The 15,051-nt window shown below is 30.7% G+C and carries 12 protein-coding genes; 8 read left to right on the plus strand and 4 right to left on the minus strand.

Annotated features, from left to right (window positions below):
- Positions 1 to 129 precede the first annotated feature (129 nt).
- Together ACTTBN_RS01520 and ACTTBN_RS01525 are read left to right on the plus strand one after the other, a co-directional pair.
- A complete protein-coding gene (locus ACTTBN_RS01520; protein ID WP_440680668.1) occupies positions 130 to 2,067 on the plus strand; it encodes a ribonucleoside-diphosphate reductase subunit alpha in 1,938 nt (645 codons plus the stop codon).
- Positions 2,058 to 3,071, plus strand: coding sequence for a ribonucleotide-diphosphate reductase subunit beta (locus tag ACTTBN_RS01525; protein ID WP_440614253.1), 1,014 nt, complete (start codon positions 2,058 to 2,060; stop codon positions 3,069 to 3,071). The genes ACTTBN_RS01520 and ACTTBN_RS01525 overlap by 10 nt, the downstream gene beginning before the upstream one ends.
- Before the next feature lie 14 nt (positions 3,072 to 3,085).
- Here the strand turns inward: ACTTBN_RS01525 and ACTTBN_RS01530 are convergent, their stop codons facing one another.
- Genes ACTTBN_RS01530 through ACTTBN_RS01545 form a run of 4 tightly spaced genes read right to left on the minus strand, consistent with a single transcriptional unit; the run spans position 3,086 to position 7,342 of the window.
- A complete protein-coding gene (locus tag ACTTBN_RS01530; protein WP_262589057.1) occupies positions 3,086 to 4,210 on the minus strand; it encodes a bifunctional 2-methylcitrate synthase/citrate synthase in 1,125 nt (374 codons plus the stop codon).
- On the minus strand, positions 4,210 to 5,106 hold the full coding sequence (gene prpB / locus ACTTBN_RS01535; protein ID WP_440680670.1) for a methylisocitrate lyase: 897 nt from the start codon (positions 5,104 to 5,106) through the stop codon (positions 4,210 to 4,212). The genes ACTTBN_RS01530 and prpB overlap by 1 nt, the downstream gene beginning before the upstream one ends.
- Positions 5,106 to 6,608: an MmgE/PrpD family protein gene (locus ACTTBN_RS01540; protein ID WP_440680671.1), complete on the minus strand. Its 1,503-nt coding sequence runs from the start codon at positions 6,606 to 6,608 to the stop codon at positions 5,106 to 5,108. The genes prpB and ACTTBN_RS01540 overlap by 1 nt, the downstream gene beginning before the upstream one ends.
- 53 nt (positions 6,609 to 6,661) lie before the next feature.
- Positions 6,662 to 7,342 carry an HAD-IA family hydrolase gene (locus ACTTBN_RS01545; protein ID WP_440680673.1) on the minus strand — a complete coding sequence of 227 codons (681 nt, stop codon included), beginning with the start codon at positions 7,340 to 7,342 and terminating at the stop codon, positions 6,662 to 6,664.
- Between the two features lie 69 nt (positions 7,343 to 7,411).
- On the opposite strand from ACTTBN_RS01545, the gene ACTTBN_RS01550 reads away from it, so the two are divergent.
- From ACTTBN_RS01550 to cimA, 6 genes are read left to right on the plus strand one after another with little or no spacing between them, the layout of a single operon-like run.
- Complete coding sequence (locus tag ACTTBN_RS01550; protein ID WP_440680674.1) at positions 7,412 to 8,035, plus strand: DapH/DapD/GlmU-related protein; 624 nt, start codon at positions 7,412 to 7,414, stop codon at positions 8,033 to 8,035.
- A 3-nt stretch (positions 8,036 to 8,038) separates the two neighbouring features.
- Complete coding sequence (gene glmS, locus ACTTBN_RS01555) at positions 8,039 to 9,859, plus strand: glutamine--fructose-6-phosphate transaminase (isomerizing) (RefSeq protein WP_440680676.1); 1,821 nt, start codon at positions 8,039 to 8,041, stop codon at positions 9,857 to 9,859.
- A 35-nt stretch (positions 9,860 to 9,894) separates the two neighbouring features.
- Positions 9,895 to 11,274, plus strand: coding sequence for a class II 3-deoxy-7-phosphoheptulonate synthase (locus ACTTBN_RS01560; protein ID WP_440680677.1), 1,380 nt, complete (start codon positions 9,895 to 9,897; stop codon positions 11,272 to 11,274).
- 39 nt (positions 11,275 to 11,313) lie between these two features.
- Complete coding sequence (nadE, locus tag ACTTBN_RS01565; RefSeq protein WP_440680678.1) at positions 11,314 to 12,051, plus strand: NAD(+) synthase; 738 nt, start codon at positions 11,314 to 11,316, stop codon at positions 12,049 to 12,051.
- A gap of 45 nt (positions 12,052 to 12,096) precedes the next feature.
- Positions 12,097 to 13,452 carry a cysteine--tRNA ligase gene (gene cysS / locus ACTTBN_RS01570; RefSeq protein WP_440680679.1) on the plus strand — a complete coding sequence of 452 codons (1,356 nt, stop codon included), beginning with the start codon at positions 12,097 to 12,099 and terminating at the stop codon, positions 13,450 to 13,452.
- Entirely contained in the window at positions 13,449 to 15,050 is a 1,602-nt protein-coding gene (gene cimA, locus ACTTBN_RS01575) for a citramalate synthase (RefSeq protein WP_440680680.1), read from the plus strand. The genes cysS and cimA overlap by 4 nt, the downstream gene beginning before the upstream one ends.
- The last annotated feature ends 1 nt before the right edge of the window (position 15,051 follow it).

Consider the following 15,051-nt stretch of genomic DNA (forward strand, 5'->3'; position numbering starts at 1 on the left):
TTTTTATTGATAATCATATTGTCGCGTTCTATAAATGTTCCATTGATTAAACGTTTATTTAGTATACTTAATCAAAGCGCCTACAACATATAGTTGTTTTCGCAAAACTAAAATAATATAATAGCAATTATGAACAAGATTCTATCTCAAGCACTTAAGAAAGCTGTCTCCGAATATAGCCCAGAAGTTAAAGAAGTTTCAAAAGCGAATAAACCTGATTTATTTTCTTTAAATAATGAAACAGAATTATTTCAAAATGATAAAGGTATAATAATTAAAATTGATCGTTCTAAAGATTCGAAACTTACAGATTTTGGTAAAGCAACTTTAAAAGATAGATATCTTGGTTTAAACGAATCTTATCAAGATTTATTTGCAAGAGTAGCAAGCACTTACGCTGATGATAATTTACATGCGCAAAGAATTTATAATTACATAAGCAATCTTTGGTTTATGCCAGCAACACCAGTTTTATCAAACGGTGGAACTAAAAGAGGTTTACCTATTTCATGTTTTTTAAATGAAGCATCTGATAGCTTAGGTGGAATTTTAGATCTTTGGAGTGAAAATGTTTGGCTTGCTGCAAAGGGTGGAGGAATTGGAAGTTACTGGGGTAACCTAAGATCTATTGGAGAAAAAATTGGCAGAGTTGGAAAAACTTCAGGAATAATTCCTTTTATTAAAGTAATGGACTCTTTAACAATGGCAATTAGCCAAGGTTCATTGAGAAGAGGCTCTGCAGCTTGTTATCTTCCAATTGATCATCCAGAGATAGAAGAGTTTATTGAAATGAGAAGGCCAACTGGTGGGGATCCAAATAGAAAAGCATTAAACTTACACCATGGTGTTTTAGTTTCAGACGCTTTCATGAGAGCAGTTGAAATGGATGAACAGTGGGCATTAAAAAGTCCAGCTGACGGAACTGTGCAGCAAACTATTTCTGCAAGAAACTTATGGATAAGATTATTGACTGCCAGAATTGAAACTGGTGAACCTTATATAATTTATATAGACACGGTTAACAGACAAATTCCTCAGCATCATAAGTTAGCAAATCTTACTGTTAAAACTTCTAATTTATGTAGTGAGATTACTCTACCCACAGGAATTGATAAAGATGGAAGAGATAGAACAGCAGTATGCTGTTTATCTTCTTTAAATTTGGAAAAATATGAAGAATGGAAAGATGATCCAGATATGATTAGTGATGTAATGAGATTTTTGGATAATGTGTTATCTGATTTCATTAACAAAGCTCCTGAACAATTTAAAGATGCTAAATACTCTGCTGAAAGAGAGAGAAGTGTTGGTTTAGGTGTGATGGGCTTCCATTCTTTTTTACAGAAAAATAGAATTCCACTTGAGTCTGTAATGGCAAAATCATGGAATAAAAAAATATTTAAAAACATTCACGAAAAAGTTAATCAAGCTTCTAAAGATTTAGCTGAAGAAAGAGGAGCGTGTCCTGATGCTGCAGAGTATGGTTATAAAGAAAGATTTTCTAACAAAACTGCAATTGCACCAACAGCATCAATTTCTATTATTTGTGGAGGAGCTTCTCCAGGAGTAGAGCCTATTGCAGCAAACAGCTATACTCATAAAACTTTATCTGGTTCGTTTAACGTGAGAAACAGATATCTTGAAGAAATTCTTGAAAGTCACGGTAAAAATGATGAGGAAACTTGGTCTAGTATTACTACAAACCAAGGCTCAGTTAGCCATTTAGATTTTTTAACTGATTTAGAAAAAGATGTATTTAAAACTGCATTTGAACTTAATCAAAGTTGGATAATTGAATTGAGTGGAGATAGAACTCCTTTTATTTCACAAGCTCAATCAGTTAACCTATTTTTACCTGCAGATGTTCATAAGAAAGAATTACATAAAATTCATTTTGATGCTTGGAAGAAAGGTTTAAAGAGCCTTTACTATTGTAGATCAAAATCAATTCAAAGAGCTGAGAATGTTAACGACTCTAAGTCAACAGACATCATGGCTAATGTATATAAAAATAAATCAACCGAAAATAGTGAACCAGAGTACGAGGAGTGTTTATCATGTCAGTAGCAGAAAAAGTTAAGTCAGAAATTATTCAACCACAAAAAAACAATAATGGGTTGCTTGTTGCAAATCCAGTTTACAAACCTTTTAGATATCCATGGTGTTATGATGCCTGGTTAACACAACAAAGAATTCATTGGTTGCCAGAAGAAGTTCCACTTGGAGACGATGTTAGAGATTGGCAGAAAAATCTTTCTACTTCAGAAAAAAATCTATTAACACAAATTTTTAGATTTTTTACACAAGCAGATGTTGAAGTTAGTAACTGCTACATTAGACATTACATGAATGTATTTAAACCAACTGAAGTATTAATGATGATGTCATCTTTTGCTTCAATGGAAACTGTTCATATTGCTGCTTACTCACATTTGTTAGATACAATTGGTATGCCAGAATCAGAGTATTCAGCATTCATGAAGTACAAAGAAATGAAAGATAAATACGATTACATGCAAGGTTTTGATGTTAAATCAAATCATGATATTGCAAAAACAATTGCTGTATTTAGTGCTTTCACAGAAGGTCTTCAGTTATTTGCAAGTTTTGCAATTTTGTTAAACTTCCCAAGACATAACAAGATGAAAGGAATGGGTCAGATTGTTACTTGGTCAGTAAGAGATGAGACATTGCATTGCAATTCGATGATCAGATTGTTTAAAGATTTTATTAAAGAAAATCCCGAAACATGGACACCTCAATTGAAAAAAGAAATTTATGAAGCTTGCAGAACAATTGTTGAGCATGAAGATGCTTTTATTGATTTAGCTTTTCAAATGGGTCCAATGGAAGGTTTGACTGCAGATGATATTAAAAAATATATTCGATTTATTGCAAATAGAAGATTGGATCAATTAGGATTAGAAGCGATCTATGACATTGATAAAAATCCATTAACTTGGTTAGATACAATGTTAAATGCTGTAGAACATATGAACTTCTTTGAAGGAAGAGCTACAGAGTATTCTAAAGCATCAACCCAAGGAACTTGGGCAGAAGCATTTAGTTAATAAATATATTTGTATTATCTGTAATTTAATTCCATTACTTTTCGATGCTTGCTACCTTTATATTTAGCAAGCGGTCGAATAAGTTTGTTTGCAGCATGTTGCTCCATAATATGTGCTGACCAACCAGTAATTCTAGAAATAACAAATATAGGTGTGAAAAAATCAGTATCAAATCCCATTAAATGATACATCGGACCAGTAGGGTAGTCCACGTTAGGGTGAATATTCTTCTTTTTTATCATAACTTTTTCAACAATATCATAAATTTTTTCAAACTTTTTGTCTTTTTTAAGTTTAGCAACTTTGCCAAAATAATTTCTCATAGTTGGAACTCTAGAATCTCCTGATTTATAAACTCTATGACCAAAGCCCATAACTACTTCTTTATTTTTAAGAGCATTATTAATCCATTTTAGAGCATTTTCTGGTTTTTTAATTCTGTTCATCATGTGCATTACCTCTTCATTTGCACCACCATGCAATGGACCTTTCAAACTAGCAATTGCACCAGTTATTGCTCCATGAATATCAGATAAACTACTTGTAATTGTTCTAGCAGTAAAAGTTGAAACATTGAAACTATGTTCAGCGTACAATATTAGAGAAACATCAAATGCTTTAACAATTTCTTTTTGAGGCACTTTTCCAAAACACATATAGAAAAAGTTTTCTGCAAAAGTTAAATTCTTTTTAGGTTTAATTATTTTTTTACCACTTCTAATTCTGTAAAAAGCAGCAAGAGCAGTAGGAGTTTTTGCAAAAATTCTTAATGCTTTTCGCATATTGGCTTCTGGAGTAGAGTTGGATGTTTCTTTATCTTCTAATCCCATTACACTAACAGCTGTTCTTGCAACATCCATTGGATGAGATTTTTTTGGCATGTGTTTTATAATTTCATATAAATTTTTTGTAAGCTCTCTATTATTTCTCTCCTCTTTTTCAAATTGTCTTAATTGAATAGTGTTAGGTAGATCTTTGTTTAAAATTAAATAAGCGACTTCCTCAAATCTGCAATATTCACATAAATCTTGAGCAGCATAACCTCTATATGTCAGAGAGTTAATCTCTGGCATAACTTTTGAAACTTCAGTTTCATCTACAACAATTCCAAGTAAACCTTTTTTAATATCATCACTCATTATTCATGTCCTTCTGTACTAAAATTATAAATTTTTTCATCTAAAGAATTGTATTTTTCGTATTCTACCAATTCATACAATCTTTTTCTTGTCTGCATCTTATCTATTATATTATTTTGATGTCCATTTGCATAAATGTCTCTTAATCCATCTTCAACATTTTTCATTGCTAGCCTTTGTGTAGTTACTGGATATATAACAATATTATAGCCAAGGTTTTCTAACTCCTTATAATTAAATAACTTGGATTTACCAAATTCTGTCATATTAGCTAACAAATAACATGAAAGTTCTTTTCTTACTTTTTCAAAATCTTTTTCATCATATAAAGCTTCAGGAAATATAATTTCAGCTCCAGCATCAATATACGCTTTACATCTATCAATCATTTTATCAATTCCCTCAACACTTTTTGCGTCTGAACGTGCTATAATTTTAAAATTTTTATCTTTTTTTGTAGCAACACATTCTTTTATTTTTGAAACCATGGCCTCTGTTGAAACAAGTTCTTTATTATCTAGATGCCCACATCTTTTTCTTTCAATTTGATCTTCCAAATGAACACCAGTTAGCCCAAACTCTTCAAAAGTCTCTATAGTTTCTTTACAAGATTTAAATCCTGTATCTATATCAACTATTGTTGGAAGATTTGTTACCCTAGATATTAAATAAGATCTGGTACTCACATCTTGAAGTGTTGTTAAACCAATATCAGGAAAACCAAGATCATTAGCCATAACACCTCCTGATACGTAAACTGCATCATAACCAATTTCCTCAATCAATTTAGCTGTTAGAGGATTGTAAGCTCCAGGAACCCTCAGAATTTTATTTGATTTAAGTTTTTGGTCAAAATCTATTCTTTTTTGGCTTGGTTCTTTTTCAACAAAGTGCATTAAAAAATTCCTTTTTTCAAATTTCTTTTTAACTTACTTTTTTTAATCTCAATATTTAGTTTATCTAATTGTCCAGCTTTTAAGTTTTTTAGATTTTGAACATTTCTTAAAAAACGATCACTCTCTTTTTTATCTAAAATGCCATCTGTTAGAGTTAAAAATTTATTTATATAATTCTCCCTTTTAAATGGTCTTGCTCCATATGGATGAGCATCAGCTCTATCTAGTTCCTCAGTTACTTTTTTCCCATTGTTCAATGTAACAACAACTTTTGCTCCAAAAGATTTCTTTTTTGGATCTGGATCATGATATTTTTTTGTCCATTTTTTATCTTCATAGGTTGTTATTGAATTCCATATCTTAATAGTACTTTTTCTATTAGCTCTTGATTTTGTATAAGATTTTACATGGTGCCAATCACCATCCTCTAGAGCGACTGCAAAAATATACATTATAGAGTGATCTAATGTTTCTCTACTTGCATTTGGATCCATTTTTTGTGGATCATTTGCGCCTGTGCCAATTACATAATGTGTATGATGACTAGTATGAATATCTATTTTTTTGATTTGATTTAAATTTGGTATTTTAGTTTTTAATTTCTTTGCAAGATCTATTAAAGCCTGAGATTGATACTCTGCAGAATATTCTTTTGTATAAGTTTCTAATATAGCTTTTTTAGTTTCTCCTTTTTTAGGTAATGGAACTTTATATTTTGCTTTTTTTCCATCAAGTATCCTTGCAATTACACTATCTTCACCTTCATAAATTGGACTTGGAGCTCCTTCACCCCTCATAACTCTATCAACAGCTTCTATTGCTAGTTTCCCTGCATGTGCAGGCGCATATGCTTTCCAGCTAGATATTTCTCCTTTTCTAGATTGTCTTGTAGAAATAGTTGTATGTAGTGCTTGCTGAACTGCTTGATAAATTGTTTCAGTATTTAATTTTAACATTGATCCTAAGCCTGCAGCAACACTTGGACCAAGGTGAGCAATGTGATCTACTTTATGTTTATGTAAACAAATACCTTTAACTAAATTCACCTGAACTTCATAAGCAGTAATAATTCCTCTTAATAGATCCAAACCACTTTTTTTATTTTGTTGAGCTACGCTTAAAAGTGGTGGAATGTTATCTCCTGGATGACTGTAATCTGCAGCTAAAAAAGTATCATGAAAATCAAGTTCTCTTACAGCAGTTCCATTTGACCAGGCTGCCCATTCACAATCAAATTTTAGTTTTGAATTAACTCCAAAAATAGTTGCTCCATTTTTTCTAGAATGCTTCAAAGCCATTTCTCTTGATGAAATAACAGGCCTTCTATTTAAAGAAGCAATAGCAACTGAAGCATTATCAATAATTCTATTGATCACCATTTCAACTGCTTCTTTATTTAGTTTAGCATTATCACTTGCAATTTCTGCAATTTTCCAGGCAAGTTGTTTTTTCTTAGGTAAATGAATTTTAGATGGAAAAACTTTAACTGTATGTAGTAACAAAATAACTCCTTATAAGTAATTTTGTTTTAATAGCTAAAATAAATTAATCAATATTAAAGATATTCAGATATGATTTTTTCGATACCAACAAAATCTTTTATTAGGTGATTATGGTATATTTCATCAGTTTTTTTTTCAGTGTATCCATCCTCAAGCAATATCATTGGAATATTCGCAGCTTTTGCAGAATTAGCATCAGTTTCACTATCTCCAATCATAATTGATTTTTTTAAATCTCCGTCTAAGATTTCTATAACTGTAGTTAAATGTCTTGGATCAGGTTTGCAATAATCAAAAGTATTGTATCCTGCTACGTATTCAAAATAATCATAAATTCCAATTTTTTTTAAAAGATCAACAGCAAGATGTTCAGTTTTGTTAGTACAAACCGCCATTGATATATTTTCATTTTTGCACCAATTTAAAAAACTTTTTGTTCCATTTATTAAAACACTTTCTTTTAAAATATTTTTTCCATAATAAGATATGAACTCATCTGTCATATCACTTTTAACTTTTTCATTAATACTAGTTAATTCTTTTTTTGCTTGGCTCCATATTGATCTTCCAATCATAGCTCCAGCACCTTTACCAACTGAACTTTTTAAATCATCTAGAGACTTAGTAGGGTACCCAAATTTTTTCATCACATGATTATGAGCGAGCATCAAATCTGGCGCTGTATCAACTAGTGTTCCATCTAAATCAAACAATACCGTAAATTTCTGTTTCATATTAAAAGTATTTTAAAGAAATATTTTGTGAATTAATTAAGATATATACTTAATGTAAAGAAATCCTAAATGAAACTATTAAATTCACAAAATCTTCAAAACAAACTTAGAAACAAGTTTATAAAATCTGGTGTTAAAATGATAGGTCCAGAAACTATTTTTTTTTCAAATGATACAAAAATTGGAAAGGGAGTTACGATTGAACCTTATGTGGTAATTGGTTCTAAAGTAAAAATAGGAAATAATGTGACCATTAAATCTTTTTCACATTTAGAATCTTGTAAAATTGAAAACAAAGTAGAAGTAGGTCCTTATGCTAGAATTCGACCTGAAACAATTTTAAAAGAAGGATCAAAAGTTGGAAATTTTGTAGAAATTAAAAAATCAGTCGTTGGAAAAAAATCAAAAATAAATCATTTATCATATGTTGGAGATAGTGATCTTGGCCAAATGGTAAATATTGGTGCTGGTACAATTACCTGTAATTACGATGGCGTGAAAAAAAGTAAGACAATAATTAAAGACAAAGTATTTATAGGATCAAATTCGTCTTTAGTGGCCCCTGTTAAAATTAATGAAGAAAGCATTGTTGGAGCAGGATCTGTTATAACGAAGAATGTTAAAAAAAAATCTCTAGCTTTGACGAGATCTACTCAAACAGAAATTAGTAATTATAAAAGAAAATCAAAATAAATTATGTGTGGAATAATTGGAATTAGTAGCAACAAATCAGTTTCTGCTAATATTATTAACTCTTTAAAAAAACTTGAATATAGAGGATATGACTCTGCGGGTGTTGCAACTTTATTTGATGGCGAAATAAACGAGGTTAAATCAGAGGGACGTGTTGATAATTTAGAGCAAAACTTTGATTTAAAATCTTTAAAAGGAAATATAGGTATAGGTCACGTTAGATGGGCTACGCATGGGGTTCCAAATAGTATTAATGCTCATCCACATTCATCAGAAAATGTATCCGTAGTTCATAATGGAATAATTGAGAATTCAACAATTCTAAAAAAATATTTAATTAATAAAGGTCATGTCTTTAAATCTCAAACTGACACAGAGGTAATAGTTCATTTAATTACAGAAAATTTAAAAACTTCAGAATTAGAAGAAGCAATAACTAAAACACTTAAACAATTGCATGGTAGTTTTGCATTAGGAATAATTTTTAAAAAAATTCCTGACCTAATTGTAGGAGCAAGAAGAGGTTCACCATTAGCTGTAGGTTATGGACCAAATGAAAATTATTTAGGCTCAGACTCTTATGCTTTAAAATCGATGACAAATAAAATTACTTATCTTGATGATGGAGAGTTTTGCATTGTTAAAAAAGATCAAGTTTATTTCTACAATGAAGAGGGTAAAAAAATTAATAAAAAAATTTTAGAATTATCATCAAACGAGTCAAATTATGACAAGGGTGATTTTAAACACTTTATGGCTAAAGAAATAGAGGAGCAGCCTGTAACAATAAAAACTGGAATTAAAGAATATTTAGATAGTGTGAACAATGAGATAAATATTTTTAATTTTCCTTGGAAAATCAATGAAATTAAATCAATTACTTTAATTGGTTGTGGAACTGCTTATCACTCTTGTTTAATGGCTAAATATTGGTTTGAAGAATTAACAGCACTAGATGTTAATATCGATATAGCTTCAGAGTTTAGATACAGAAAAAATAGATTTAAGGAAGACAGTTTATATATTTTCGTTTCCCAATCAGGTGAAACTGCAGATACTTATGCAGCATTAGATCTTTGTAACAAAAATTATATGAAAACATGTGCAGTGGTAAATGTGATTGAAAGTTCTATTGCAAGAGACTCAGATTTTGTATTACCAATTCATTGTGGGCCCGAAATAGGAGTTGCCTCTACTAAAGCATTTTTAGGTCAAATACTTGTTTTATATATTTTAGCTTTAAAAATTGGATCATTATCTAATCAGATTGATAAAAAAGATTACCAAGAAAAAATTAAAGATCTTAAAAACTTACCAGGTTTAATAGAAAAAACTTTATTGATAGATAATGATATTCAAGCCATTTCTTCAACATTCAATGAAGCTAAAGGATCTATGTTTCTTGGAAGAGGTTTTTCATACCCAATAGCTTTGGAAGGGGCATTAAAATTAAAAGAATTATCTTATGTTCACGCTGAGGGGTATCCAGCAGGTGAAATGAAACATGGACCACTTGCTTTAATAGAAGAAGGAATGCCAGTAGTAGTTTTAGCACCTAGAGACAGTTATTATAAAAAAACAATTTCCAATATGCAGGAAGTTATAGCAAGAGGTGCCAAAGTTCTTTTAATTACAAACAAAAGCAAAGATGAAATTGTTTCAGAGAATATTTGGGAGACAATAGAAGTTGAAAATACAAATAATGACTTGCTACCTTTTCTTTTAACAATTCCGCTTCAAAAACTTGCTTATTATTCTGCTTTAAAAATGGGTTATGATATTGATAAGCCTAGAAATTTAGCTAAATCAGTCACAGTTGAATAAAGTCTAAACTCTGTTAAAACACCCCTAGGTTGAATATGAAAAATTGGAAAAAAAATAGTTGGAGAAAATATCCGGTTAAACACATACCAGAATATCCAGATAAAAAAGAATTGGATAAGGTTTTGGATAAAATTGGAACTTTCCCACCTTTAGTTTTTGCAGGAGAAACAAGACATCTAAAAAGTCAGTTAGCAGACGTTGTTGATGGTAAAGCTTTTTTACTTCAGGGTGGTGATTGCGCTGAAAGTTTTGCTGAGTTTAATCCTGATAATATTAGAGATACTTTCAAACTAATGTTGCAAATGTCATTGGTTTTAACTTACTCAGCATCTTTACCAGTTGTTAAAGTTGGAAGAATTGCTGGACAATTTTCTAAACCAAGAAGTGCTCCAACAGAAAATAAAGATGGTGTTGAGTTGCCAAGTTATTTAGGAGACAATATTAATGGAATGGAATTTACAGATAAAGCGAGAGTTCCAGATCCAAAGAGATTGTTTAAAGCTTATTCTCAATCAGCTGCTACATTAAATTTAATTAGAGCTTTTTGCCACGGTGGTTTTGCAGACCTTAAAAATGTTCACAATTGGAACCTTGGATTTATTAAAAATTCACCAGAATTAAAAAGATTTAAAGAGTTAGAAGATAATATTGCTAACGCATTAGCATTTATGGATGCATGTGGGATTAATTCAGATTTTAACAGAAGATTAAAAACAGTTAATTTTTGGACTTCACATGAAGCTTTATTATTACCTTTTGAAGAAACAATGACTAGAACAGATTCAACAACTGGAGAAAATCATGACACATCTGCACACTTTGTATGGATTGGTGATAGAACAAGACAACTTGATGGTGGTCACGTTGAATTCTGTAGAGGAATAGAAAATCCTATAGGAATTAAATGTGGTCCAACTCTAAAAGCAGATGATTTAATAAACCTTTGCAATCGGATTAATCCAAAAAATGAAAAAGGTAAAATTACATTAATATCTAGATTTGGAGCAGACAATGTTTCAAAATTTTTACCAAAATTAATTAGAGCAATTAAAAAAGAAGGTTTAAACGTAATTTGGTCTTGCGATCCTTGCCATGGAAATACAATTAAGGCTGCTACAGGTTTTAAAACTAGACCTTTCAATGGTGTTTTAAAAGAAGTAAAAAATGTTTTTGCGTGTCACCAAAGCGAAGGTAGTTATGCGGGTGGTCTTCATATTGAGCTTACCGGTCAAGATGTAACAGAATGTATTGGTGGAGCTCAAAAAATCTCTGAAAAAGATCTTTCTTCAAGATACCACACTCATTGTGATCCAAGATTAAATGCTAATCAAGCTTTAGAATTAGCCTTTATGATTTCTGATGAGATTAAAAAGAATAGCTCGTATTCTAAAAATGCAGATAGAGCGGCATCTTAAGACATTGTAAAATCTTAATAATAAAATATTTTGTCAATTATGAACGTATCAGAAAAAGTAAACTTTATATCTGATTGGATTAAGAACTATGTAGAGAATATGCCTTCTAAGGCTCAGTCTCTTGTTATAGGAATATCTGGTGGGATAGATTCTTCTGTTTCTAGTACCTTGAGTGCGATGACAGGTTTGAAAACAATTGTGTTATCAATGCCAATTAAGCAAAAATCATATCAACATGATCTAAGCTTAAAACATCAAGAATGGTTGGTTAAAAATTTTAAAAATGTTGAAGCACATACAATTAATTTGGATGAATTATTTTTAGCTTTCAGTGCTAGTTTATCTAAATTTGATAATGAACTTGGAATGGCAAACTCAAGAGCAAGATTAAGAATGACCGCTCTTTACCAGGTAGCTGCTGCCAACAAAGGAATAGTAGTTGGAACTGGTAATAAAGTGGAAGACTTTGGTGTTGGGTTTTATACAAAATATGGAGACGGTGGAGTAGATATTTCACCAATAGCAGATTGCAACAAAACTCAAGTCTGGGAACTTGGAAAAGAGCTTGGAATATTAAATGAAATAATTGAAGCTGCACCTACCGATGGATTATGGGATGATGGTAGAACAGATGAGGGTCAACTTGGATTAAAATATGAAGAGCTTGAAGAAGCTATGGATAATCCAAAATCTCCTAATAGAGCAAAATACGAAATCATTAGAAAACAAAATTTGCATAAAATGGAGCCCATTCCAGTATGCAAAATTCCAAATTAATCAAATAGATTCACAAATCTAGATTTTAAGTATATTTCTAAAATTATGAATAATGATATTTTTTTAACTAATAACCTAACAAACAAAAAAGAAAAATTTGTTCCAATAGATGAACAAAATATAAGAATGTATGTTTGTGGACCAACGGTCTATGATGATCCTCATATCGGTAATGCAAGACCAATAGTTGTTTTTGATATTTTATATAAAATTTTTAAAAAAAATTATTCTAAGGTTACTTATGTTAGAAATATTACGGATGTAGACGATAAAATTATTAAATCTTCAAAAGAAAATAATATTTCAATTTCAGAATTAACAAACAAAGTAACAGAAAGTTTTGGTGAAGATTGTAGTTATCTAAATTGTGAAACACCAACTCATCAACCTAAAGCAACAGAAAATATTGATTTGATGATCGAAATGGTTTCTGAATTAATCAAAAAAGGTTTTGCTTATGAAAACAACAACCATGTTTATTTTGAAGTTAAAAAATTTAGTGATTACGGTCAACTCTCTAATAAGAAATTAGAAGATTTAATTGCTGGATCTAGAATTGAGGTCAGTGAAAATAAAAAAAACTCAGAAGATTTTGTTCTATGGAAACCATCAGCAAGTGATGAGCCTTCTTGGGAGTCTCCATGGGGAAAAGGTCGACCTGGATGGCATTTAGAATGCTCAGCAATGTCAAAAAAGTTTTTGGGAGATGAGTTTGACGTCCATGGAGGGGGTATTGATTTAATATTTCCACATCATGAAAATGAAATAGCTCAATCGAGATGTGCCAATGACACAAAAGTATTTGCTAATTTTTGGCTACATAATGCTTTTATTACTATGTCCAATGAAAAAATGGCCAAATCTCAAGGCAACATTCTAAAAATAAAAGATTTTAGAAATAAGATCAGTGGTCAGGTTTTAAGATTAGCTTTAATGAGTGCTCATTATAAACAACCTTTAGATTGGAATGATAAACTATTAGAAGATTGCCAAAATACAATCAACAAATGGTACAACGTTTATGTAGATAATAATGACATTGAAAATATTTCTCACGAAGTTCTTAAACCACTTTATGATGATTTAAATACACCAGGTTACATAGCTAATTTGCACCATTTATATGAAAAGGCTCAAAAAGGTAATGACAATGACAAAGCTATATTTGTTTCTGCTTGTCGGTTTGTTGGACTTTTAAACCAAAGTAAAGATGAGTGGTTAAGTTTTAAAATAAGCAAAGCTTCTATTTCAGAAAAAGAAATTTTGCAGAAAATTAACGAAAGAAACAAAGCTAGAGAGAACAAAAATTACGACGAAGCTGACAAAATTAGAAATGAGCTTTTAGACAAAGGTGTTTTAATAGAAGATAAAGATGGTAAAACGACTTGGAAATTTAAATGAGCAAAGAACAACTTTATATTTTTGATACAACATTACGTGATGGAGCACAGACACAAGGTGTTGATTTTTCCATTGATGATAAAGAGAAAATTTCATCAGCATTAGATATGTTGGGAGTTGATTATGTAGAAGGAGGTTGGCCAGGCGCCAATCCAACAGATACAGAATTTTTTAATAAAGATCATAATTTTAAATCAGCTAAATTAACCGCGTTTGGCATGACAAAAAAATCAGAACATAGTGCAGAAAATGATCCAATGTTATCATCATTAATTAATTCAAAAAGCTTAGCAGTTTGTTTATTTGGAAAATCATGGGATTTCCAAGTTAAAGTTGCCTTAGGAATTACTAATGAACAAAATTTAACCAACATAAGCGAAAGTACCAAACATATTGTTAAATCAGGAAAAGAATTTATGTTTGATGCAGAACATTTCTTTGATGGTTATAAATCTAACCCAGAATACGCATTGTCTTGTTTGAAAGCTGCTTATGATAATGGAGCTAGATGGATTGTATTATGTGATACTAATGGTGGAACACTTCCACATGAAATTTCTAAAATTGTAACTGAAGTAAGCAAACAAATTCCGGGAGAAAATTTAGGAATACACGCACATAATGATACTGAAAATGCAGTAGCGAATAGTCTTGCTGCAGTTCAAGCAGGAGTAAGACAAGTGCAAGGAACTATTAATGGATTAGGAGAAAGATGTGGTAATGCAAATTTAATGTCATTAATCCCTTCATTTTTTTTAAAGAAAGATTTTTCAGACAAATTTGAACTTAGTATTAAAAGAGAAAATTTAAAAAATTTAACTCAATGCTCAAGATTGCTAGATGAAATATTAAATAGAAAACCTAATAAACATTTGCCTTATGTTGGTGCCTCAGCTTTCTCACACAAAGGTGGTATGCATGTATCTGCTGTTCAAAAAGACCCTAAAACTTATGAGCATATAAATCCTGAAGAGGTTGGAAATTCTAGAAATATTGTGGTTTCAGATCAATCAGGACAATCAAACATAATATCTAGATTAAATTCAATTGGAATTAACGTTGAAAAAAGTGACCCAAAAATTAAAAAACTTTTAGATGAAGTTAAAGATAGAGAGTTCATTGGATATAGTTACGATGGTGCTGACGCTTCTTTTGAATTATTAGCTAGAAGACTAATGGGTGAAATACCAAGATATATATCAATCAATGAATACGATGTTTCTGTAAAGAAAGATAAAACTGGAGAGATTATATCATATGCTAAAGCTCAATTAGAAGTTGATGGAGACAAAATTTTATGTGAAGGACAAGGAAATGGTCCTGTTAATGCTTTAGATAATGCAATTAGAAAGAATGTAAATAAACTTGCAAAATATTCTGAGTATTTGAAAGATTTAAGGCTTGTTGACTATAAAGTTAGAATTTTAAACACAGGTACAGAAGCGGTTACAAGAGTTAGTATTGAAAGCACGGATGCAAAAGGAGTGAACTGGTTCACAATCGGGGTATCACCTAATATAATTGATGCTTCATTTAAAGCTTTAGTGGATAGTTTAGATTACAAATTATTTAAGGATAAAGCGCCTGGAAGTTTATAAA

The sequence above is a fragment of the Candidatus Pelagibacter sp. HIMB1623 genome, assembly GCF_052047695.1.
Lineage (GTDB): Bacteria > Pseudomonadota > Alphaproteobacteria > Pelagibacterales > Pelagibacteraceae > Pelagibacter.